Annotated in this window: 21 protein-coding genes; 5 read left to right on the top strand and 16 right to left on the bottom strand. The window is 66.9% G+C overall.

Translation table 11 applies throughout. From position 1 onward, the window contains the following. Nucleotides 1-66 precede the first annotated feature (66 nt). Both RCJ92_RS09615 and RCJ92_RS09610 read right to left on the bottom strand, forming a co-directional pair. Nucleotides 67-567 carry a hypothetical protein gene (locus RCJ92_RS09615; RefSeq protein ID WP_446754427.1) on the bottom strand — a complete coding sequence of 167 codons (501 nt, stop codon included), beginning with the start codon at nt 565-567 and terminating at the stop codon, nt 67-69. Nucleotides 568-588: 21 nt separating this feature from the next. Next, a complete protein-coding gene (locus RCJ92_RS09610; protein ID WP_281283953.1) occupies nt 589-2130 on the bottom strand; it encodes an acetyl-CoA hydrolase/transferase family protein in 1542 nt (513 codons plus the stop codon). 363 nt (nt 2131-2493) lie between these two features. On the opposite strand from RCJ92_RS09610, the gene RCJ92_RS09605 reads away from it, so the two are divergent. Beyond that, entirely contained in the window at nt 2494-2931 is a 438-nt protein-coding gene (locus tag RCJ92_RS09605) for a PaaI family thioesterase (protein WP_360028981.1), read from the top strand. A gap of 731 nt (nt 2932-3662) precedes the next feature. On the opposite strand, the gene rplI is transcribed toward RCJ92_RS09605, so the two are convergent. The 7 genes from rplI to RCJ92_RS09570 all read right to left on the bottom strand — a co-directional run bounded on the left by rplI (nt 3663) and on the right by RCJ92_RS09570 (nt 9433). Beyond that, nucleotides 3663-4121 carry a 50S ribosomal protein L9 gene (rplI, locus tag RCJ92_RS09600; RefSeq protein WP_138176495.1) on the bottom strand — a complete coding sequence of 153 codons (459 nt, stop codon included), beginning with the start codon at nt 4119-4121 and terminating at the stop codon, nt 3663-3665. Nucleotides 4122-4138: 17 nt separating this feature from the next. Next, the gene (gene rpsR / locus RCJ92_RS09595) at nt 4139-4378 is read right to left on the bottom strand and encodes a 30S ribosomal protein S18 (protein ID WP_013350683.1); all 240 of its coding nucleotides are present in this window, start codon (nt 4376-4378) and stop codon (nt 4139-4141) included. A gap of 63 nt (nt 4379-4441) precedes the next feature. Further along, a complete protein-coding gene (locus RCJ92_RS09590) occupies nt 4442-5005 on the bottom strand; it encodes a single-stranded DNA-binding protein (RefSeq protein ID WP_054821276.1) in 564 nt (187 codons plus the stop codon). Nucleotides 5006-5064: 59 nt separating this feature from the next. Beyond that, entirely contained in the window at nt 5065-5361 is a 297-nt protein-coding gene (gene rpsF, locus RCJ92_RS09585; protein WP_054821275.1) for a 30S ribosomal protein S6, read from the bottom strand. Nucleotides 5362-5559: 198 nt separating this feature from the next. Next, nucleotides 5560-7644, bottom strand: a complete 2085-nt coding sequence (locus RCJ92_RS09580; protein ID WP_446754426.1) for an acyltransferase family protein — start codon at nt 7642-7644, stop codon at nt 5560-5562. A 79-nt stretch (nt 7645-7723) separates the two neighbouring features. Continuing rightward, nucleotides 7724-9004, bottom strand: a complete 1281-nt coding sequence (locus RCJ92_RS09575) for a M18 family aminopeptidase (RefSeq protein ID WP_446754425.1) — start codon at nt 9002-9004, stop codon at nt 7724-7726. 150 nt (nt 9005-9154) lie between these two features. Beyond that, nucleotides 9155-9433, bottom strand: a complete 279-nt coding sequence (locus RCJ92_RS09570) for a hypothetical protein (protein ID WP_246049657.1) — start codon at nt 9431-9433, stop codon at nt 9155-9157. 161 nt (nt 9434-9594) lie between these two features. Between RCJ92_RS09570 and RCJ92_RS09565 the strand changes: the two genes are divergently transcribed. Beyond that, nucleotides 9595-9891: a DUF503 domain-containing protein gene (locus RCJ92_RS09565; RefSeq protein WP_138927108.1), complete on the top strand. Its 297-nt coding sequence runs from the start codon at nt 9595-9597 to the stop codon at nt 9889-9891. A gap of 25 nt (nt 9892-9916) precedes the next feature. Here RCJ92_RS09565 and RCJ92_RS09560 read toward each other — a convergent pair whose 3' ends face one another. The 7 genes from RCJ92_RS09560 to RCJ92_RS09530 form a co-directional block, all read right to left on the bottom strand. Further along, nucleotides 9917-10618, bottom strand: coding sequence for a response regulator (locus RCJ92_RS09560; RefSeq protein ID WP_138927109.1), 702 nt, complete (start codon nt 10616-10618; stop codon nt 9917-9919). Further along, nucleotides 10606-11913 (bottom strand): sensor histidine kinase, encoded by a 1308-nt coding sequence (locus tag RCJ92_RS09555; protein ID WP_446754424.1) that lies wholly within the window; start codon nt 11911-11913, stop codon nt 10606-10608. The genes RCJ92_RS09560 and RCJ92_RS09555 overlap by 13 nt, the downstream gene beginning before the upstream one ends. Before the next feature lie 56 nt (nt 11914-11969). Further along, nucleotides 11970-12803: an ABC transporter permease gene (locus RCJ92_RS09550; RefSeq protein ID WP_054821362.1), complete on the bottom strand. Its 834-nt coding sequence runs from the start codon at nt 12801-12803 to the stop codon at nt 11970-11972. Beyond that, nucleotides 12800-13735, bottom strand: a complete 936-nt coding sequence (locus RCJ92_RS09545) for an ABC transporter ATP-binding protein (RefSeq protein WP_446754423.1) — start codon at nt 13733-13735, stop codon at nt 12800-12802. Before RCJ92_RS09545 ends, RCJ92_RS09550 begins: the two co-directional genes overlap by 4 nt. A 104-nt stretch (nt 13736-13839) precedes the next feature. After that, nucleotides 13840-14850: a YdcF family protein gene (locus RCJ92_RS09540; protein ID WP_446754422.1), complete on the bottom strand. Its 1011-nt coding sequence runs from the start codon at nt 14848-14850 to the stop codon at nt 13840-13842. Nucleotides 14851-14905: 55 nt separating this feature from the next. Beyond that, nucleotides 14906-16339 carry a phytoene desaturase family protein gene (locus RCJ92_RS09535; protein WP_446754421.1) on the bottom strand — a complete coding sequence of 478 codons (1434 nt, stop codon included), beginning with the start codon at nt 16337-16339 and terminating at the stop codon, nt 14906-14908. Further along, nucleotides 16336-17820: a glycosyltransferase family 87 protein gene (locus RCJ92_RS09530; protein ID WP_446754420.1), complete on the bottom strand. Its 1485-nt coding sequence runs from the start codon at nt 17818-17820 to the stop codon at nt 16336-16338. The genes RCJ92_RS09535 and RCJ92_RS09530 overlap by 4 nt, the downstream gene beginning before the upstream one ends. Before the next feature lie 419 nt (nt 17821-18239). Here RCJ92_RS09530 and RCJ92_RS09525 point away from each other — a divergent pair, with 419 nt between their 5' ends. The 3 genes from RCJ92_RS09525 (at nt 18240) to RCJ92_RS09515 (ending at nt 20999) form a co-directional block, all read left to right on the top strand. Next, entirely contained in the window at nt 18240-18800 is a 561-nt protein-coding gene (locus RCJ92_RS09525; RefSeq protein ID WP_446754419.1) for a TetR/AcrR family transcriptional regulator, read from the top strand. Nucleotides 18801-18881: 81 nt separating this feature from the next. Further along, nucleotides 18882-20039: a cytidylyltransferase domain-containing protein gene (locus RCJ92_RS09520; protein WP_446754418.1), complete on the top strand. Its 1158-nt coding sequence runs from the start codon at nt 18882-18884 to the stop codon at nt 20037-20039. Nucleotides 20040-20105: 66 nt separating this feature from the next. Further along, nucleotides 20106-20999 (top strand): N-acetylneuraminate synthase family protein, encoded by an 894-nt coding sequence (locus RCJ92_RS09515; RefSeq protein WP_054821843.1) that lies wholly within the window; start codon nt 20106-20108, stop codon nt 20997-20999. Nucleotides 21000-21033: the final 34 nt, after the last annotated feature.

The following is a 21033-nucleotide window of genomic DNA, read 5'->3' as shown; positions in this document are numbered from 1 at the left end:
GCGCGGCACCCCACAGCCCGGGGATGACCGGATCATCCAGCTGCGCCTTCAGGCGCCGCCGGGCACCTAGTGCCGCGGCCCGTCCAGCATCCGGGCGAGCCTGGCGCGCCAACGGGCTGGCCGGACCGGCGTCGGGGCCGGACGCATCAGGTAGAGGGCCCACAGGCACAACCCGCCGGCCACCGGGGCGTGCAGCTGCATCCACTCATACCAGCTGGCGGTGCCCGCCAGCACCCACAAATCCACCCAGCCAAGGTCCGCGCCGAAGGCGCCCAGCCAGATCGGCAGCACATAGAGGATCCCGCAGCCCACGAACGCGCCGACGTACCGCCATCCGGACGGCAGCCGGGGATCCAGGTGAGCCAGCGCCGCGGCCCACGCCACGGCCAGCAGTGCGCCCACCAGGCGCAGGGGGTTGAGCATCAGCTCCCCCAACCCGGTGCCGGCGGAGAATACGGCTTCACCGGTGGCCGCCTGCAGCAGCTGGATCAGGTATCCGGGCAGCGGGGGAAGCACCAGCAACACCGGCAGCAGGCCGGCCAGGATCAACCCGTTTTTTCGGCTCATCCTCCCAGTATGCCCGGCGTGCTAGCGTGCGTCGGCCAGCAGCCCCGAACGCACCGGCTGCATGTCCCCGGTCTCGATGTAGCGCTGGTGCCAGGACAGCGCCTCATCGAGCAGGTGCGGGGTGTGCTTGCCATAGCTGTTCTTCCGGGCCCGGTCGAAGTAGTCCTGCAGCATCGGGCGGTAGTCCGGGTGCGCGCAGTTATCGATGATCACCTGGGCCCGCTGCTTGGGTGAGAGACCGCGCAGGTCCGCCAGACCCTGTTCGGTAATCAGGATCATGGTGTCGTGCTCGGTGTGGTCCACGTGGCTGGCCATCGGCACGATCCCGGAGATCTTCCCGCCCTTGGCGATGGAGGGGGACATGAACACCGACAGGTAGCCGTTGCGGGCGAAGTCCCCCGAACCGCCGATGCCGTTCATGACGTGGGAGCCGACCACGTTGGTGGAGTTCACGTTGCCATAGATGTCCGCCTCGATCATCCCGTTCAGTGCGATGCAGCCCAGCCGGCGGATCACCTCGGGGTGGTTGCTCATCTCCTGCGGGCGCAGCAGGATCCGTTCCCGGTAGTAGTCCACGTTCTGGTTGAACTCGGCGATCCCGGCCTCGGAGAGCGAGAAGCTGGTGGCGGAGGCGAATTCCAGGGTGCCGTCCTTGATCAGGCTGAGCATCCCGTCCTGGATCACCTCGGTGTAGGACTGCAGCCCCTTGTAGCCGCCGCGGGACAGCCCGGCCAGCACCGCGTTGGCGATGTTCCCGACGCCGGACTGGATGGGCAGCAGCTTCTCGGTCAGCCGCCCGGCACGGATCTCATGGTCCAGGAAGTCCAGCAGGTGGTCCGCGATCTTCTCGCTGGTTGCATCCACCGGGGCGAAGGGTGAGAGCCGGTCCGGGGCCTTGGTCTCCACCACGGCGATGACCTTGGAGACGTCCACGTCCAGGTAGGGCTGGCCGATGCGGTCCTTGACCGTGGTGATCGGCACCGGCTGGCGGTGCGGGGGCAGGGCGGTGCCGTAGTAGATGTCGTGCATCCCGTCCATGGCCGCGGACTGTTCCTCGTTGACCTCGATGATCACCTTGTCGGCCATCTCCAGCCAGGTCTTGTTGTTGCCGACCGAGGAGGAGGGGATCAGCTGCCCCTCGGCGGTCACCCCCACGACCTCGACGATCGCCAAGTCGATCTTGCCGTAGAAGCCGAACCAGGCGTGCTGGGCGACGTGGGAGAGGTGGATGTCCATGTATTCCATCTCGCCGTCATTGATGCGTCGGCGCAGCTCCGGATCCGACATGTAGGGCAGTCGCAGGTTCATGCCGTCGGCCTTGGCCAGCACCCCGTCCAGTTCCGGGGCGGTGGATGCGCCGGTCAGCACGTTGATCTTGAAGGCCTGGCCCGCATCATGGGCCTGCTGCATGTGTTCGGCCAGCGCGCCGGGCACCGCCTTGGGGTATCCGGCACCGGTGAAGCCGCTCATGGCTACGGTCATGCCCGGTTGGACCAGCCGTGCCGCGTCAGCGGCACTCATCAGGCGGTCGGTGAATGCACGGTGGTGAATTCTGTGGTGCACGGGTGGTCCTCTCTGCGATCGATACGTACGACGGTGTGGCGTATCCCAGCGAAACACTCTATCGCCGTCGGCGGGGATGATTCCTCTTTTCATGCGCCATGGAAGGTGAGGGGGCGAACTGCTCGCTGGAAAGTAGTGAATCTGCGGTGAGAGGACAGTGAATGTGCCGCCCGTTACGCGCCATGTTGCCAGGACATGACCCCGGACACGCGCGCACTTGAAGTGGCCCACAGCCGATGCGGACTCCCCTGTGCTGTAAAAATGCCGTGGTGCGCCGTGCCAGCGCATAGGCTAGCTTCCAACAAGGGGCCGGCCGTTCAGGGCCGGCCAAAGATTGCGAACCACCACCATTAGGAGCCTTCGATGGATGCCACCGCCTCGGACCCACTGCTGTCACAGATGCGCCGAAACAGCCGATTCACCGAAGCCACCGGCCTGATCATTGACGAGGTCAGCAGCACCTCGGTCACCGGGCACGCGCAACTGGGCGAGGAGCACCATACCCCGTGGGCCGTGGTGCACGGGGGCGTGTACGCCTCGATGGTGGAAACCGCCGGCAGCGTCGGGGCCAGCTACGCGGTGGCCGACCGGCAGCAGTTCGCCGTAGGGGTGCACAATGCCACGGACTTCCTGCGGCCCACCAGTGCCGCCCAGGTGCGGGTCACGGCCCGGGCCCTCTTCCAGGGCCGGACCCAGCAGTTGTGGGAAGTAGTCATCACCGACGTCGACAGCGGCAAGGACCTGGCCCGCGGGCAACTGCGCACCCAGAACATTCCGGCGCCACAGGATTCCGGGCAGTAGTCCTTCCATGAGAATCCCTTGTCACAGACGATTTAAGATTCCCGCCCTGCCGCTTGTCGGGAGGCCGTGAAAACCCGCTCCAGTGCCGCGGCCTGCCGAATCTAGGCCGCGTCCAGCCCACCAGGGCGATCAGCACCACCGCAAGCTGCGCTCCAGCGGTGAGCGGGAGCAGGCTGTGCAGTGACGCAAAAGTGATTACGGCCGCGTGGATGGACAGACCAGGTTGAGCGCTTCGACGGTAATCCATCCAGCCAGCAGGAATACGACCTCGGGAAGGACCACCGTCGGGGCATCGAGCAACAGCAGTACGCTGATTCCTGCCAGGATTGAGATCAGCGTCAGCAGGAAGACAGGTCATCTGAGCACTTCGCCTGTGGCTCTCGTGACCCCGGCGCTAAGACCGGCACCTATTTCGATCCGGCAGGCCAGGACCTCCTGGCCGGTCTGCTGTCGGCTGCGGCGTTGGATCACGGAGCCATCACCGACGTGTACACGTGGCTGACTCGTCCCACCGATGACGCGGCGGTGGAAGTTCTTCGCAAGCACGGTTTCAGTTTGACGGCTGATCAGGTGGCCGGTGTCATGGATGCCCCCGAACCCCAGCCGCCGGCTTGCTGACCGACTTCTTGCGCTGCACCCGCCGCGCACGGTTGAGCCGTTAAACGTCAGCGGGTGGCCTGCCTTCCCGAAGGAAAGCAGGCCACCCGCTGTACAGAAGTGGTCGAGAAGACTTACTTCTTGGCCGCAGCGACGACCTGCAGGCGCAGGTTGGCGCTGACGTCGTCGTGCAGACGAACGGTGGCGGTGTAGTTGCCGGTCGACTTGATCGACTCGGTCAGCTGGATGCTGCGCTTGTCCAGCTTGCCCAGGCCAGCAGCCTCAACGGCGTTGGCGACGTCGGCGGTGCGCACGGTGCCGAACAGGCGACCGGTGGCGCCAGCCTTGACGGTCACCTTGACCGGCTGGGACTTCAGCTTGGCAGCCAGTTCCTGCGCGTCCTCGAGGTTCGCGATGGCGCGAGCGGCACGTGCAGCCTTGATCGACTCCACCTGCTTCTCGCCGCCCTTGGTCCACACGATTGCGTGGCCGCGGGGCAGCAGGTAGTTGCGTGCGTAGCCGTTCTTGACCTCGACGATGTCGCCAGCGGTACCAAGACCGGATACTTCATTAGTCAGAATGATCTTTGCCATGGTGGTATCCCTCTTCCTTAACCGCGGCCAGCGCCGGAGTAAGGCAGCAGGGCCACTTCGCGGGCATTCTTGATAGCCTGAGCGATCTTGCGCTGTTCCTGCACGGACACGCCGGTCACACGACGAGCGCGGATCTTGCCGCGGTCGGAGATGAACTTGCGCAGCAGTGCGGTGTCCTTGTAGTCGATGACGGTGATGTCAGCGGCCTTCAAGGGGTTGGACTTTGGTTTGGGCTTACGGATTTCAGCCTTAGCCATCGTGGAGCTCCTTTAGTTTGGGAGCCCGCAGATTCCTCTGCGGGATGGTGAATAAATAAGTGGTTAGAAAGGCGGTTCGTCGCTGCCGGGATTGCCCCAGCCGCCATGGTTGCCGCCGCTTGAGCCGCCAGTGCTCCACGGGTCGTTGGATGGTGCATTCCATCCGCCACCCTGCTGCTGTTGCTGCTGCTGTGGGGCACTTTGCTGCGGGGCGTTGGAGAAGCCTCCACCGCCGCCAAAGCCGCCGCCTCCGCCGCCGGAGCGCTGGGTGCGGGTGACCTTGGCCGAAGCGAAGCGCAGCGAGGGGCCGATCTCGTCGACCTCCAGCTCCATGACGGTGCGGCGTTCGCCTTCCTTGGTGTCGTAAGAACGTGAGCGCAGCCGGCCCTGGGCGATGACGCGCATGCCCTTGGTCAGCGACTCGGCAACGTTCTCTGCGGCTTCACGCCACACCGATGCACGAAGGAACAGGGCTTCGCCGTCCTTCCACTCATTGGTCTGGCGGTCGAAGGTGCGCGGAGTCGAAGCGATCGTGAAGTTCGCGACGGCGGATCCGGAGGGCGTGAAACGCAGTTCCGGGTCGGCGGTCAGGTTTCCGATCACGGTAATTACAGTCTCGCCTGCCATGCTCTCTCCTCAGGTTGTTCGAACGTTGTTCTTACGAAGTGGAAATGCTGCTCGCGTAATTAGACGCGGGCTTCTTCCGGACGAGTGACCTTGTGGCGCAGGATCTGCTCGTTAAGCTTCAGCTGACGCTCGAGCTCCGAGGAAGCGGCCGGCTCCGACTTGTAGTTCACTACAATGTAGATGGCTTCGGACTTCTTCTGAATCTCGTAAGCCATCTTGCGACGGCCCCAGATGTCAACGTTGTCGATCGAGCCGCCGGCGGAGCGGATGACCTCGAGGTACTTCTCGATGGTCGGTTCCACGGTACGGTCGTCGACCTCGGGGTCGATGAGGACCATGAGTTCATAAGCACGCATGTGAACCCACCTCCTTTGGGCTAAACGGTCACGGTATTTCCGCAACAGGAGGTTCTTTGCGTTATCCAATGCCTCCCATGCCCGCTTTTTGGGCACGATGCAGCACAGACTTTCCAATCCTACCCGATTCCCGACGGCCGGGGATGCGCGGGTGGCCCAGATCATGTTCGATGAACCGCATGGCGCCCTGGTTCCCGTCTAGCGGCCGTCCAGGGCGGCCTCCAGGCGCTGGCCGAACACCGGTGCCAGGGTGCGCATGTAGGTGTCGGAAATATGGTGCTTGTCCCGGTAGACCAGCACGTTGCCGATCACGGCCGGGCACCGTTGTGCAATGCAGAACTGGTCACTGAAGTCCAGGACCTGCACGCGAGGTTCCCTGGCCGCCGCTTCGCGTGTCACGTCCCCCCGTTCGAAGGCCTTGGAGCGCGCAACGGAGCAGCGCGACAGATCCTGCTGATGCTGCTGCACGCAGTCCCGGGCATACTGCTTTGTTCCCGGGCGCGGGGTGTCCACCACGGCAAAGACATCCAGCCCGGCATCCTCCAGCTCGCCCCAGAGTTGCGCGTACCCCTGCGCCGGGCCACCGACGAACTCGGCCCCCGCCCAGTTCGCGGTGACGACGGCGTCAATGTCCGTGCGGGAGGTGAGCAGTTTCGTGGTCTGCTCGGTGGCCTGCCGGCAGCTGATGCTCCCCTGCCGTTCGGCCGTTCGCTCGCCCGCACTGTAGGGGCAGGAGTTCTTCAAGTAGGTGATTACCCTCCAGCCCCGCTGGGCGGCATGAGCGTGCAAGGCCTCATACCAGTGGGCGGCGTGGGAATCACCGACCAGGGCCACGGTGAAGGTGGCCTGCGGGCTGCCGAATTCACATTCGGTGATCGAGGTTGACTGTGGTTCCTGCACGCAGGACCCCAGTTGTGGCTGGTCCTGCTCGGCCGTGGCCGGGATGGGGACGATCTGGTTTTGGCGGGGCAGCAGCGCCGGGGCGCCGGCGGTGACCGAGGCGGCCCCAAAGCCCTGGGGCGGCGCGTTGAGCAGGGCCGTGACTTCGCGCTGTTCGCGGTCGATGGACTGCTGCTGCAGCAGCACCGGGGTCAGCGCCAACAATGCCACCAGCCCCATGGCTACCGCCCCCGCCCCCAATGCGCGGGGCGGCGAACCTGCCAGTGGACGGTAATTCCGGGCCGGGTTTTCCACCAGATACAGGCTGGCGGCCGCCAGCGCCAGACTGATCCCCAGCAGCACCAGTGACTCCCCCGGCGAGCGGTTGGCCCCGGTGAACTGTTCGGCAAGGACGATCAGCGGCCAATGCCACAGGTACAGCGAATAGGAAGCCAACCCCACCCACTGCACCCACCGCCAACGGACCACAGGCCGCAGCGATCCGGGGCCGCTGGTGTCCCCGGCCGCAATGATCGCTGCGCAGGCAAGCACCGGCAGCGCCGCGGCAATCCCGGGGAAGACCGTGGCCGCATCATAGTTCCCGGCCGCCCAGAGAATCAGGGCCAGCCCCAGCAGCACGGCGGCGTTGCGCACGGACCAGGCGCTCACCCAGCGTGGAAGGCGCAGCCTGCCCGCGGCGTGGGCGTGCACGGCCAGCGCGAGAAGCCCGCCGGTGGCCAGCTCCCAGATGCGGGTGGTGGTGATGAAGTAGCCAGCCGCGTTGCCGCGGTACCCAGTGAGGACCGAATAGCTCAGGGAAAGCCCGGCCGCGACGCTGAACCCCACCCACAGCACGCGTTCCAGGCGCGCCGGCGTGCCGGCCCCGCGCCCGGTGCGGGCGCTCAGCCAGCAGGCTCCGAGCACCAGCAGCGGCCAGAACAGGTAGAACTGTTCCTCAACGCCCAGCGACCAAAAATGCTGCAGCGGCCCCGGCGCCTGGTCGGCGGCCAGGTAGTCGACCGAGTCGGCCGCCAGCACCCAGTTCTGCACCGAGAACGTGGAGGCGAGCGCCTGGATCCCCAGCTCCTGCCATTGGGTGCGCGGCAGCAGCAGGAGGGATCCACCAACCACCGCCGCGATGACCACCAGGGCCGCGGGCAGGATCCGGCGGGCGCGGGCGGCAAAGAACGCGGGCAGGTTCACCGTGGCGGTGCGCTGCGCCTCGCGCAGCAGGTGCCCGGTAATCAAGAAGCCGGAGATCACAAAAAAGATGTCCACTCCGATGTACCCGCCGGGCAGCAGCCCCGGTTCCAGGTGGTAGGCGACCACCAGCAGCACCGCCAGGGCGCGCAGGGCCTGGATTTCGGGCCGGAAATTCTTTGCGGGCACGGAATTCGAGCTCATGGTCTTCGATCTGAGCATGTCCGGGTTAACTCCCGGTGACCAGATGATGACCAGTTGCGCGCCGCCCTGGCGGCGGGAATTATGCCGCGAAGAATTCCTTGGAGACCCTGCTCAGGTACCAGGGATCGTCCACGCCGCACATTTCGCGGGCCGAATGCATCGACAGCAGGGGGATGCCCACGTCGATGGTGCGGATGCCGATCCGGGTGGCGGTCAGCGGCCCGATGGTGGAACCGCACGGCACCTGGTTGTTCGAGACGAACTCCTGGTACGGGACCTGCGCGGCCTGGCACCAGCCGGCGAAGGCCGCGGCGCCCACCGCGTCGGTGGCATAGCGCTGGTTGGCGTTGATCTTCAGCAGCGGCCCGGCGTTCAGCTGCGGACGGTTGGCCGGGTCATGGCGTTCGGGATAGTTCGGGTGCACGGCGTGCCCGGCATCGGCAGAGAGGCACAGCGAGTTGGCCAGGGCCCGGGCCGTGTGTTCGGCCCCGGCCTGGAAGGAGGCCTGGATCCGGGAGATCAGTTCCTCCAGGAACGGTCCGGCGGCCCCGGAACGGGAGGCCGAACCCAGCTCCTCGTGGTCGAACGCCGCCAGCATCGCAATGTGGTTGCCGCTGGGCTTGCGGAAGTGCTCAATCAGGGCGATCAGTCCGGCATGCACGCTGGAGAGGTTGTCCAGCCGCCCGGAGGCGAAGAAGTCCTTGCCGTGCCCGAACACTTCCCCGCGCTGGGCGGCGGCGGTGAGCACGTCATAGCCGGCGATCTGCTCGGCCTGCACCCCTGCCGCGGCGGCCAGTTCACCCAGGATGTCGGCCTCGGCCAGGTCTCCGGCCCCGAACACCGGGTTGGTGTGGGTCTGCTTGTCCAGCTTCAGGCCCTCGTTGACCTGGCGGTCCAGGTGGATGGCCAGTTGCGGGATGCGCAGCAGTGGTTCGGTATGGGCCAGGTGCACCGAGCCGTCGCGCAGCACCAGCCGTCCGGCCAGCACCAGCTCGCGGTCCAGCCAGGAGTTCAGCAGCGGCCCGCCGTAGACTTCCACCCCGGCCTGCCACCAGCCGTTGGAACCAGTGGTCGGCTTGGGCTTGAGCTTGAATCCGGGGGAGTCGGTGTGCGCCCCGAGGATGTGGAAACCAGTGGTGGCCGTGGCGGCCTCGGGCTGCACCCAGGCGATGACCGCCCCGTCGCGCACCACGTAGTAGCCGCCGGCGCCCAGTTCCCAACCCTGGGTTTCATCCAGTGCGGTGAACCCGGCCGCGTCCAGGCGCCGGGCGGCGGTGGCGGCGGCATGGTAGCTGGAGGGCGAGGTGGCGACATACTCGGCGAGGTCGGCAATATGGGCCATAGCAGCGGCGTGTGCCATTACTGGATGCTCACTTCCTTCATGGGGTTGCTCGGCCCGTCGGCGTTGGCGGGGCCTTCTCTAGCTTAGCCCCCCGCCGCCTGGCTCACAGCTGCCCTCCGGGGGCATGGCAGGGCCGGGGCGCTTCAGCGCCCCGGCCCCCTTATCCGGCTACTGGCCCTCGTCCTGCTGCTGGGCGTCGCCGCGGGCGTTTTGCTCGGCGACCGGTTCGACAGCGTCCTGGACCTCCTGGGGATCGGTGTCATCCGGGAAGGGTTCGGTTTGCCGGTGGGCTTCGACGTGGTCCGGCTGCTTGCCCTTGACCATCCCCTCGGTCTCCTGCTTCATCTGGTCATCGAGATTTGATCCGTGTTTGGTGTTGCCGCGTTCGGCCATGACGTTCTCCTCCCTACGTGGCTGCGCCACGCTCGTGCCGGTTGGGTGCCTCACGCTAGCACCGCACCGGAGGTGACAGAAGGCATTGCGGGTGATCCCCAAGAAACGTTCAGGCTGCCGGGCCACGCCGGTGGCGCAGGACGCGTTCGTCGGCGCTGACTGGGAATCCGCACTGTACACCCCCGACGCAGCGGCAGCCGGGGGATGATGTGGCCATGTGGATTGGATGGATCGAGTTTGATCTGCTGCTCGGCGACGTGCACTCGCTGAAGCAGAAGCGTTCGGTGGTGCGCCCGGTCATTGCCGAGATCAAGCGGAAGTTCGAGGTTTCCGTGGTGGAAAGCTCTCACCAGCAGCTGCACCGCCGCGCCGGGGTCGGGGTGGCGGTGGCCGCCGCCGACGCCGCCCGCATGGTGGAGGTGCTGGACGCGGTGGAGCGGCTGGTCGCTTCCCGGCCCGAGGTGGATTTGCTTAGCGCCCGGCGCGGGACGCATTCCTCCACGGACGACTAGATTTCCCGGGCCGGCGGGGGTGCGCTTAGTAGTCCAGGCCCTGGGAGGGGATCACCAGCCCGGTCTCATAGGCGTAGACCACCGCCTGCACGCGGTCACGCAGGTGCAGTTTTGTCAGGATGCGGCGCACATGGGTTTTCACGGTCGCCTCGGAGAGGAAGAACCGGTGGGCGATCTCCGCATTGGACAGCCCCTCGGCGAGCGCGCGCAGCACCTCCTGCTCGCGCGGGGTCAGGTCATCGAGCAGCGGGTCGCGTTCCGGGGTCCCGGCCGGGCGGGCCGGGGAACCCCCCGCGGCGGTGCGCACATAGGTTTCCAGCAGCCGGGCTGTCACCCGCGGGGCGACGACCGCGTCCCCGCTGGCGACCAGGCGGACCGCGGAAACCAGTTCCTCGGGGGCCACGTCCTTGAGCAGGAAGGCACTGGCCCCGGCCTGCAGCCCGGAGAACGCGTACTCGTCGAGGTCGAAGGTGGTCAGGATGATGATCTTGGTTTCCGGGTGGGCCTTGGCCAGCCGCTCGGTGGCCTCGATGCCGTCCATCCGGGGCATGCGCACGTCCATGAGCACCACGTCGGGGGCCAGGGTTTCGGCCTGGGTCAGCGCCTCGAGCCCGTCGGCGGCCTCCCCCACGATCCGCATGTCCTGCTCCCCCTCCAGGATGAGCCGGAAGCCCATGCGCAGCAGCGGCTGGTCATCGACCAGCATCACCTTGATCATTTGTTCCATTGGGACTCCTCCTTGGGTGTGGGGCGCTGGGGCGCGTCGGTGTCGGGCAGCTGCAGACAGGCCTTGACGATCCACCCGCCGTGGGCGCCGGGTCCGGCGTTGACGCCCCCGCCGAACAGTGCGGCCCGTTCGCGCATGCCACGCAGCCCCTGCCCGGAGCCGGCGCTGGGCCCGCCGCTTCCCTGCCCGTTGTCCACCACCTCGATGCGCAGTGCCTGCCGGTCCCGGTCCAGGCGCACCGAGACGGCGGTGACGTTTCGAGCGTAGCGCAGCGCGTTGGTCAGCGACTCCTGCACAATGCGGTGCACGGTGAGCTGGAACGCGGCATCCTCCGGCAGCGGCTCACCGGTGTAGGTGTAGGTCAATGGCAGGCCGGCGACCCGGAAGCCCTCCAGCATCTGGGCCATGGACCCCTCGGTGGGCTGCGGGGCCAGCTCCCCGCCCTCGGTGTTGCGCAGCACCCCCAGCATCCGGCGCATGTCGGCCAGGGCGGCCCGCCCGGTGCCGGAGAGTTCGCTGAGCACCGATTCGGCGCGGGCCGCGTCCTTGCGCCCCACCACCCGGGCTCCGTCGGACAGGGCGATCATCACCGACAGCGAGTGGGCGACGACATCATGCATCTCCCGGGCGATGCGGTTGCGTTCCTGCACCTGGGCCAGGCGGGAGACCTGGGAGGCCCAGTGGTTCAGCTCGGCCTCGTGGATCCGCGAGTTGCGCACGTTCAGCCCGATGATGGCCGCGGTGAGGTACACGGTGGCCAGCAGCCCGCCGGCCACCCCCAGGAACAGCGCCTGTCCGCCGTAGTCGTCCACGGTGGTGCCGTCCTCGAAGACCAGTCCGCTGGTGCCGGGGTAGCCAATGACCAGCAGCAACAGCAGCTGGAACGCGGCGGCCAGCACCGCCAGCGGGATGGAGCGCTTGCCCGAATAGTTCGTTCCCACGCTGTACAGGGCGATGATCATCCCCACCCCGGAGTAGCTGGCGTCGTTGCCGGCCAGCACCATCCCGGCGCAGTCCAGCACGAACACGATCACCAGCACGCTCATCGGCGCCCGATTGCGCCACAGCAGGGCCACGCCGACCGCGAGCATCAGCAGCAGCACCCCGACCGGGTTGAAGTCGCTGATGTAGGCGGCCGGTACGAAGGAGAGCAGGCTCAGGAACAGGTACACCGCCGAGGTGCCCACGGCGACGAACACCGGGTGCTGGCGCAGGTAGCGGCGGATCCAGCCCACCCGCTTGGCGGTGATCGCGTCGAAGGAGACCACCGGGTCGGCGGTATCGGACTGGCTCATGATCCCCAATATAGTCCCTGGTCAGTGCGTCCGCTCCGGGTGCCGCGGGCGGTCACCTAGATGTCCCGGGCCTTGAGCAGGATCCCGGCCAGCACCAGCGGGATCAGCATCCAGCCGCCCACCACCAGCAACTGCTGCCAGGTTTCCCAGTCCGAGGGGTAGCTCAACGGCAGGGCCAGGGACATGCCGGCCTGGTCAGGCAGGAACGGGGCGACCTTCTGGAACCAGTCCACCAGCGAGGCGATGATGCTGGTGGCGATCGGCACCACGAAGAACAGGGCCACCAGCACCGTGATGCCCCCGGCCGAGTTGCGCAGCATGGTGCCCAGCGCCAGCCCGATCATCGTCACCATCACCAGGTACAGGGTGCCGAACCACATGGCGCGCTGGAACGGTTCGGAGGTGAAGTTCAGCGGCATCGAATACATCTGGGCCAGCGGCTTGCACACCAGGTAGGACAGGGCGAAGGAGGCCAGGCCCACCACGACGGTCACCCCGGTCATCAGCAGCGCCTTGGCCGTGAGCACCCGCAGGCGCTGCGGGCTGGCCAGGAAGGTGCTCACCGCGGAACCGGTGGTGAACTCCCCGCTCATCAACAGCACCGCCAACGCGCCGATGATCAGCTGGGCGAAGGAAAGCCCGGAACCGATCATTTCGGCCACGAACCCCTCCGAAGCCATATCCGGCATGCCCGGGGTGCCTGCGGCCGGGGTGCCGGCGACCATCCCCACGCTCCACAGCACCAGGGCCGCGAAGCCGACCATCACCAGGATGGAGACGGCCACCAGGATCCGGGTGGAGGTCAGGGCGAAGAACTTGATCGCCTCCCCGCGCAACACGCCCCAGAGGCTGACGTTGCCGCCCAGAACGGGCACTGCGTGCTTGCTCATCGGTGGTCCCTTCGTGCTGCCAGTTCCTGCTCGGACTGGGTCTGGTATTCGATTGCGTCGCGGGTCAGCTCCATGTAGGCGTCCTCCAGGGTGCGCTGCAGCGGACGCAGTTCGCTGAGCACCACCCCGGTTTCCAGGGCGCGGCGCCCAATGTCCTGGGAGCTGGGCCCGTAGACCTTCAGCGTGGTGGCGTCCTCGCGCACCAGCTGGACCCCCTCGGCCGCCAGCGCGTTCATCAGCGCCTCCAGCTGCTCGGACTTCACCAGGGTCTGGCGCACCCCGGCCTCCAGGAACTGGCTGATCGGGGCGTCGGCCATGATCCGTCCGCGCCCAATCACGATCAGGTGGTCGGCGGTCTGCGCCATCTCGCTCATCAGGTGGGAGGAGATGAACACGGTCTTGCCCTCGGAGGCCTGTTGGCGGGCCAGGGTGCGCACCCAGGCCACCCCTTCCGGGTCCAGGCCGTTGACCGGCTCATCCAGGATCAGCACCCGCGGGTCCCCCAGCAGGGCGGTGGCGATCCCCAACCGCTGGCCCATGCCCAGGGAGAAGCCGCCGACCTTCTTGCGCGCCACCTGGCGCAGCCCGGTCAGCTCCAGCACCTCATCCACCCGGGAAAAGCTGATCCCGTGGGTGGCGGCCATGGCGCGCAGGTGGGAGCGTGGGGTCAGTGACTTGTGCACGCTCTTGGCCTCCAGCAGCGTGCCCACCTCGGTCAGCGGGTGGCGGGATTCGCCCAGGCGGCGGCCGTTGACCGTCACCTGCCCGGCACTGGGGCGGGCCAGTCCCACCGCCATGCGCATGGTGGTGGACTTGCCGGCGCCGTTGGGGCCGAGGAACCCGGTGACCATCCCGGGCTGGACCGTGAAGGAGACGTTGTCCACCGCGGTCTTCGCGCCATATCTCTTGGTTAGCTGCTGGGCCTGAATCATGCTTCCAGCCTAGGCTCTGCCCGTCGGGCGGTCACCGCCCGCAATGTTGATTTTGCTGATCCCCCATAAGGATGAGTTCACCTCGCCCCGGGCGGGGACCGGGTCTAGCTCAGCGACTGGTTCAGCGAAAAGACCAGCCCGAAGATCAGCACCGCGGCAAAGGGCAGGGCCAGCACCACGAAGGTCCTCCACTGGTCGCGGGCGATGGCGATGAATTCGCGCAAAAATGCGCTGGGCCGGTAGTAGGCGGCGGTCTTGCCGCCGAAGGAGGCGGCGTCGTAGCCCAGCTGGCGGGAGGCCAGGGCGGCGCGCAGGCTGTGGTAGTCGCTGGTGACGATCCACAGGCACTCCTCCCGGCCCTGCTCCCGGAGCAGCTGGTGGGAGTACTTCAGGTTCTCCACCGTGTCCCGGGCCCGGTCCTCCACCAGGATCCGCTGCCGGTCAATCCCCTGCTCCTGCAGGTAGCGGGCCATGCTCACGCCCTCCGGCTCCGCTTCGTCACCCCCCTTGCCGCCGCTGGGCACAATCCAGGAGCTTTCCGGCGGCAGGCGGCGGAAGAGCTCAATCCCCTTGTCCAGCCGTCCGCGCAGCAGCGCCGGCACCTTGCCGTCGATTGTTCGCGAGCCGAGCACCACAATCCCCGAGGGGTCCTTGTAGACCGGGAACTTGGCGTACACCCAGGCGTAGAGCAGCACCATGGCGAACATCATGGCGGTGAACACCGAACCCATGAACAGCACGAACGCGCTGACCAGCCCCAGCCAATGGTGGGAGAGCACCAGCAGCACCGCCAGCGCCGGAAGCCCCAGCACCAGCAGCCCGGCGATCAGCGAGAGCAGGTTGCCCAGCCGGGCCCCCTCCCGGCGCCACATCAGCACCCCGTTGTAGATCAGCACCCCGGCGAAGATCAGGACCATCAGCGGCAGCGAGAACAGCAGCAGCGCCAGCACGAATCCGGCTCCGGGCACCGTGCTGGACAGCGCCTCGGTGATGCTGCTCAGCGTCAGCAGCACCGCTGGCAGCAGGACGGCGACGTTGATCAGGCGGCGCGGTTCGGAGCGGTACATCCAGATGAAGACGATCCACAAGGTGGCAAGGGTGATCAGTGTGGCCATGCTTCGATCCTATTTCATCACCGGTTTCCGCGGCCGGACATGGCGCTGCCGGGGCTCAGCGGATCCCGAACTCATGGGACAGCATGGCCTTGGCCCCCAGGTAACCGCCCATGCCGTGCACCGACGGGCCCGGCGGGGTGGCCGAGGAGACCAGGTACAGTCCCTTGGACTGCAGCCACCACGGATTGGTGCTGACCCGGGGGCGCCGGACACTGCCCAGCAGATCCATGGTGCCCCCGGACAGGTCGCCGCCCACCAGGGTAGGGTTTTGCCGCTGCAGTCCGCGCGCGGTGCGCACATGCTGTTCGAGCACCACGTCCCGGAAGCCGGGGGCGGCAGCTTCAAGCTGGGCTGTGATGCGCGGTGCCATGTTGGCATCGGAGCCCAGCGGGACATGGCAGTAGGCCCACAGCACCTGCTGCCCGCCCGGGGCCCGGGTGGGGTCAAACCGTGAGGGCTGGGAGACCAGCACGAACGGATGATCGGCGGGACGGCGGCGACTTTCCCGTTCGGTGCGCAGCACCTGCCGGGCGGTACCGGCCAGGTGGATGGTGCCGGCCTGGGCCAGCAGCGGATCCCTCCAGGGCACCGGTTCACGCAGCACATAGTGCACTACGCAACTGCCTGGGGAACGCCGGGGATTCGCCAGCCGCTGTGCCAGGGCATGCGGAATCCGACCTCGCCCGAGCCGGGCGGCGGTTTCCGGGGAGGTGTCCAGCAAGATGGTCTGCGCGTCCAGTTCCCCGAGTTCTTCGATGCGGCGCCCGGTTTCAATCCGTCCTCCGTGGGCCCTCAACTCGGTGGCCAGCGCCTGGCTGATCGTCTGGGAGCCGCCCCGGGGTATCGGCCACCCGCCCGCGTGGGCAGCAGCCGCCAGAAACAATCCGGCTCCGGCACCGGCCGGTCCGCGCGAACCACCGGCCACATGGGCGGCGCAGCCGGCCAGCAGCGCGGCCGCCTTCGGGTAGCGCCGGCTCAATGTCTGTTGCAGACCCATCCCGCCCAGGGTCGCGGCCCCAAACGCGGCCAGCGTTCCAGGATGGGCAGGTAGTCGCAGCAACGGATTCAGCAGGGTGTCCCCCAGCTGGTTAATCCGCTGCACGAGCGGGCCCAGGAGTCCGGCGAAGACCGCGCCCTGACCAGGGGCCAGGTTCGAGCCCGAGGCCAGGTGCTCTACGGTCCGGTCCAGATCCTGCCAGGCGTAGGCGGTGCGCTGGTCGAGCACGTGGGCGTAGGACATCTGGGGCACAAGGAAGTCCACTCGTTCGTGGACCTTCAGGTCGGCGAACGCCGGGGAGAGCAAAGCCATGGGGTGCACCGCGCTACCCACATCGAAGACCGCCTCGGACCCGTCCAGGGGGATGGTGCGCGCGGCGCCGCCGATGGTGGTGTTGGCCTCGTGAACCGTGACATCCAGTCCTGCCCGTGCCGCCACACACCCCGCCGCCAGCCCGTTGGGTCCGGCCCCGACCACGGCGACCCGGCTCATTCAGCGCTCCTGCCGCCGGCGGAAGCGGTGGCTTCGGAAGCGGTGCTCCCACGCCGACTTCGCACAATGCTCCAACTGATCCGGTCATCCGCCCCGGCGAACGGGCCGCCCTGCGGATCCTCCTGACCTACGGCTCTGACTGGGTCATATTCCGGCTTTAGAATACTTTGAACGACACGGAACATAAGGTACCCAAGCATGAACATATGGGCCAGGACCAACACGACGTAACCCGACTCGGGGAATGCGTGATTGGCCTCCACCTCCGAGGAGTAGCTGTGGATGTAGAACCACAATCCATAAAAGTGCAGCACCTCCACCGCCATCCACACAGTGAATTCCTTCCACCGCGGCAACGCCAGGGCAACGAGCGGAATAAGCCACACGATGAACTGCGGAGAATACACCTTGTTCACCAGCACGAATGATCCCACAATCAGGAACACCAGGCTCGCCACTCGCGGACGCTGCCGGGCGAAGAAGGTCAACAACGCCACCGCCACGCAGGCCAGGAAGAACAGAACCAGCCCCAACCGGGAGATGGCCTGGGCCTCCAGATGCGCCATCCCCGGCACCTTGGCGGCGACAATGTTCCACACGTGCCAGAAACTGGATAGTCCGGCACCGCGTTCGGAAGTGAACTTGAAGAAGTGGGCGAAGGACCCGGGGAAGGCCAGGGCGTAGGGGATGTTGACCGCCAGCCACGCCGCCAATGCCGACCCGCCGGTCACGGTAAAAACCCGAAGCTTGCCGGTGCGCAGCGCAAGGACAAGCACGGCGCCCAGGAACAGGACCGGGTACAGTTTTGTGGCGGTCCCCAAACCAATGAGCACCCCCGCCAACACCAGGTGCCGACGTGCAAAGCTGAGCATCCCCAGCGCAAGCAGGGCCACTGCCCACATGTCCCAGTTGATGCTTGCCGTCAAGATCATCCCGGGGGCAATGGCGACCATGGCCGCATCCCACGGACGACGCCCGGCCATGCGGGCAGTGCACAGTACGGTCACCAGCCAGAGCACCGAAACCAGGACCAGGTTGAAGTCAAAGTACAACAAGGCGCGGTTCACTGCCGCCTCTGGAACCAGGGCCGCCACCCCGGAAGCGGCCGCGCTCATCAGCACCGGGTACTCGAATTCGGCTCCCGCGCTGAAAGGGGCCCACGGATTTTCGGCAAAGCCCCGCGCCCCGAAGAGCGGAACCCAGTCGGTGTAGCAGGCCATGAGGTAGGGATTCTGCCCCGTCCAGCCGTTGACGCGGCAGGGGTTCTTGGCCAGTAGCATCAAAAGCGAACCGATGACGGTGAGGATGATCAGCACCCGTTCGACCGTAAAAATCCCCGGGCTCACCCGCCCGGGATCGCTGTGCCGTCCCAATGGACCACCAATAACGCGAGTGAACTGACGCAGGAAGGCGTCACTGCGCGAGGGCGCGGTGATCCGCCACGGCTGGCGGGTCTGCTGTCGCTTTCTTGGCTCACCCATAATCCCCACCCTAGTTGTTGGAAATGGCGAAGACCCGCATCAGGCCCGCTTGTCCTGCATGTGTTAACCCATGACCCCCGCGTCCCACCGCTTCCTGGGCGTCGCTACCTTCCGCCTGTACCGCCGACCGGCGGAAGGTAAAGCGGACGCCGACTCAAGCATTGCCAGCAACCCACCCGCCAATCCCCGGGCTTCCAGCTTGTCTTGGGCCGCAAGGACTGTGGATGGCTTTCTGAACCAAATGGACGGGGCATTTCCAGCCAGCGTTGAATTCCCTGCCCGGCGAAACCCTGTCACCAGCAAAGAACCAGGCGCTCGAGCAGCATTTGCGCCGCCCGTCAGGGACACTTGCGCAAATGCAGGACATGCAATCTACTGTCGGCGCGTTGGCCAACTTCCGACCCGCCTATAGTGAGGGCATGGAAACGGGGCAGCAGCGGGCCATGGACGCGGCCATTGAACTGGTGGGGACCCAGGGGCTGCGGGCCCTGACCCATCGTCGGGTGGATGAACATGCCGGCCTGCCCGCGGGTTCCACCTCCAACTACGCCCGCACCCGGGCGGCCCTGGTGCATGCGGTCATGGATCGGATCATCGAGCTGGAAGCCCGGGCCACCGAGGCGGCCACGATGCCGGCAACGGCCGCACAGCTGCTGGAGTCCATGGCACGGCTGATCGATGCGACCACCGGCGAGCGCCGGGTGCTGAGCACCGCGCGGCTGATCCTGTTCATGGAGGCCAGCCACGATGAGCGGTTGCGGGAACGGGTCATGGCCGGCCGGGTGATCCTCGAGCGTTTTGTCACAGCAGCCCTGCAGCGCCTGGGCGCCGGGGACCCCCGGTCCGGGGCCAGCGCCCTGATGGCGTGTGCGGAGGGCATCATCCTGCACCGCATCGTGCGCCAGGACCGCTCGGATGCCCGGCCCGCGCTGCGCCTGGTGCTTTCCGGCATCCTTCCCAGCGACCCGGTCGGTGCGTAGGCGGGTAATTACACCTGCACTTCACCCCGCGTTTACCCAAAGGGGGCGCAACGGTTAACTCCGGCTCCTAGCGTCAAGGACGTGAGCAATACCAACCAGCCCAGCGTCTTGGCGATCATCCCGGCCCGTGGAGGATCCAAGGCGGTACGGCTCAAGAACCTGCGCAAGGTCGGCGGCCAGAGCCTGCTGGGCCGTGCGATCCAATCGGCCCAGGCCGCGGCCTCAGTCAGCGAAGTCGTGGTCAGCACCGATCATGAACAGATCCGGCAGGAGGCCCTGGCCTACGGCGCCAGCGTTGTCGACCGCCCGGCCGAAATCGCCGGGGACACGGCCAGCAGCGAATCGGTGCTCCTGCACGTGCTCGCCCAGCGCGAGGAGCACCCGCAGATCACCCTGTTCATCCAATGCACCTCCCCCTTCATCGACCCGGCGGACCTGGATGCCGCAGTGCAGCAGGTGGCCTCCGGCAAGGCCGATGTCAGCTTCGCCGCGGTCCCCGATCACGGCTTCCACTGGGGCCTGTCCCCGGAGGGCGCCGCGGTGGCCGTTGGCCACGACGCCGCCCACCGCCCACGCCGCCAGGACCGGGAACCCAGGTTTCGGGAAACCGGCGCCTTTTACGCCATGCACACCCCAGGTCTGCTGGCCAGCGGGCACCGCTTCTTCGGGACCATGGCGATCCAGCAGGTACCGGTGGAGCACGGCATCGACATCGATTCGGAAGCCGACCTGCACTGGGCGGACCAGCAGGCGACCGGCGCCGCCGGACACATCGAGGTGGATGCGGTGGTCACCGACTTCGACGGGGTGCACACCCCGGACACCGCCTACCTGGATGAGCAGGGCACCGAATCGGTGCGGGTTTCGCGTTCAGACGGGATGGGGGTCGAACGGCTGCGGGCGGCCGGGGTGAAGTTCTTGATCCTGTCCAAGGAACGCAACCGGATCGTTTCCGCCCGCGCCGCCAAGCTGCAGGTGGAGGTCGCCCAGGGCATTGAGTCCAAGGCCGAATACCTCTCACGCTGGATGGCCGATGAGTCCATCAACCCCGCCCGGGTGGCCTACCTGGGCAATGACATCAATGACGTGCCCGCCATGGAACTGGTGGGTTGGCCGGTCACCGTGGCCGATGCCCGTCCCGAGGCCCACCGTGTGGCCCGACACCGACTTACCCGTGCCGGAGGGTCCGGCGCGGTGCGTGAACTGGCCGAACTCGTGTTGGCCGCGCGCAGCAGGTAAAGACCGTCCGGGGCTGGTCCGCAGCCCCACGACCACAGACTTCCACCACTACGAAAGGCAGTATCCATGACCACCGTGAACACCGAAATCAAGCCCGTTGCCATCGGCGAGCACCTGCTCGGTGCCGGCCAGCAGGTGTACGTGATCGGCGAAATCGGAATCAACCACAACGGTGACATCGAGATCGCCAAGCAGCTGATCGACGTATCGGCGGCCGCCGGCGCGAACGCCGTGAAGTTCCAGAAGCGCACCCCGGAGATCTCCACCCCGATGGACATGCGCGACAAGATCCGCTCCACCCCGTGGGGCGAGATGACCTACCTGGACTACCGCTACCGGGTCGAGTTCGACCAGGCCCAGTACAAGGAGCTGATCTCCTATGCCGCCTCCAAGGGCATGCACGCCTTCGCCTCCCCCTGGGACGTTCCCTCGGTGGAGTTCATGGAGGCCCAGGGAGCGGTGACCCACAAGGTCGCCTCCGCCTCGGTCACCGACCTGGAGCTGCTGCGGGCGCTGGCCGAGACCGGCAAGCCGATCATCCTGTCCACCGGGATGTCCACCATCGAGCAGATCGACAAGGCCGTGGAAACCCTGGGCACCGACAAGCTGGTGCTGATGCACGCCACCTCCACCTACCCGCTGCCCCCGGAGGAGGCGAACCTGCGCACCATCGAGACCCTGCGCGATCGCTACCAGGTGCCGGTGGGCTACTCCGGGCACGAACGCGGCCTGCAGATCTCCCTGGCCGCCGTCGCCCTGGGCGCGGTCACCGTGGAACGCCACATCACGCTGGACCGCACCATGTGGGGCTCGGACCAGGCCTCCTCGCTGGAGCCCAAGGGCTTCGAGGCGCTGATCCGCGACATCCGCATCCTGGAGCAGGCCATGGGCGACGGGGTGAAGAAGGTCTTCCCCGGTGAGCTGGCCCCGCTCTCGCGCCTGCGCCGCGTCGACGGCTAACCCGGTCCCGCCCGGGAACCACCCCTGATTCCGG

The organism is Glutamicibacter sp. BSL13 (assembly GCF_052928425.1).
This window is presented reverse-complemented; position numbering and strand designations above follow the sequence as displayed.

Coding starts and splice junctions, on each gene's coding strand:
- RCJ92_RS09615 (WP_446754427.1), bottom strand. CDS start 567: ATGAGCCGAAAAAACGGGTTGATCCTGGCCGGCCTGCTGCCGGTGTTG.
- RCJ92_RS09605 (WP_360028981.1), top strand. CDS start 2,494: ATGGATGCCACCGCCTCGGACCCACTGCTGTCACAGATGCGCCGAAAC.
- rplI (WP_138176495.1), bottom strand. CDS start 4,121: ATGGCAAAGATCATTCTGACTAATGAAGTATCCGGTCTTGGTACCGCT.
- rpsR (WP_013350683.1), bottom strand. CDS start 4,378: ATGGCTAAGGCTGAAATCCGTAAGCCCAAACCAAAGTCCAACCCCTTG.
- RCJ92_RS09590 (WP_054821276.1), bottom strand. CDS start 5,005: ATGGCAGGCGAGACTGTAATTACCGTGATCGGAAACCTGACCGCCGAC.
- rpsF (WP_054821275.1), bottom strand. CDS start 5,361: ATGCGTGCTTATGAACTCATGGTCCTCATCGACCCCGAGGTCGACGAC.
- RCJ92_RS09580 (WP_446754426.1), bottom strand. CDS start 7,644: ATGAGCTCGAATTCCGTGCCCGCAAAGAATTTCCGGCCCGAAATCCAG.
- RCJ92_RS09575 (WP_446754425.1), bottom strand. CDS start 9,004: ATGGCACACGCCGCTGCTATGGCCCATATTGCCGACCTCGCCGAGTAT.
- RCJ92_RS09565 (WP_138927108.1), top strand. CDS start 9,595: ATGTGGATTGGATGGATCGAGTTTGATCTGCTGCTCGGCGACGTGCAC.
- RCJ92_RS09560 (WP_138927109.1), bottom strand. CDS start 10,618: ATGGAACAAATGATCAAGGTGATGCTGGTCGATGACCAGCCGCTGCTG.
- RCJ92_RS09555 (WP_446754424.1), bottom strand. CDS start 11,913: ATGAGCCAGTCCGATACCGCCGACCCGGTGGTCTCCTTCGACGCGATC.
- RCJ92_RS09550 (WP_054821362.1), bottom strand. CDS start 12,803: ATGAGCAAGCACGCAGTGCCCGTTCTGGGCGGCAACGTCAGCCTCTGG.
- RCJ92_RS09545 (WP_446754423.1), bottom strand. CDS start 13,735: ATGATTCAGGCCCAGCAGCTAACCAAGAGATATGGCGCGAAGACCGCG.
- RCJ92_RS09540 (WP_446754422.1), bottom strand. CDS start 14,850: ATGGCCACACTGATCACCCTTGCCACCTTGTGGATCGTCTTCATCTGG.
- RCJ92_RS09535 (WP_446754421.1), bottom strand. CDS start 16,339: ATGAGCCGGGTCGCCGTGGTCGGGGCCGGACCCAACGGGCTGGCGGCG.
- RCJ92_RS09530 (WP_446754420.1), bottom strand. CDS start 17,820: ATGGGTGAGCCAAGAAAGCGACAGCAGACCCGCCAGCCGTGGCGGATC.
- RCJ92_RS09525 (WP_446754419.1), top strand. CDS start 18,240: ATGGAAACGGGGCAGCAGCGGGCCATGGACGCGGCCATTGAACTGGTG.
- RCJ92_RS09515 (WP_054821843.1), top strand. CDS start 20,106: ATGACCACCGTGAACACCGAAATCAAGCCCGTTGCCATCGGCGAGCAC.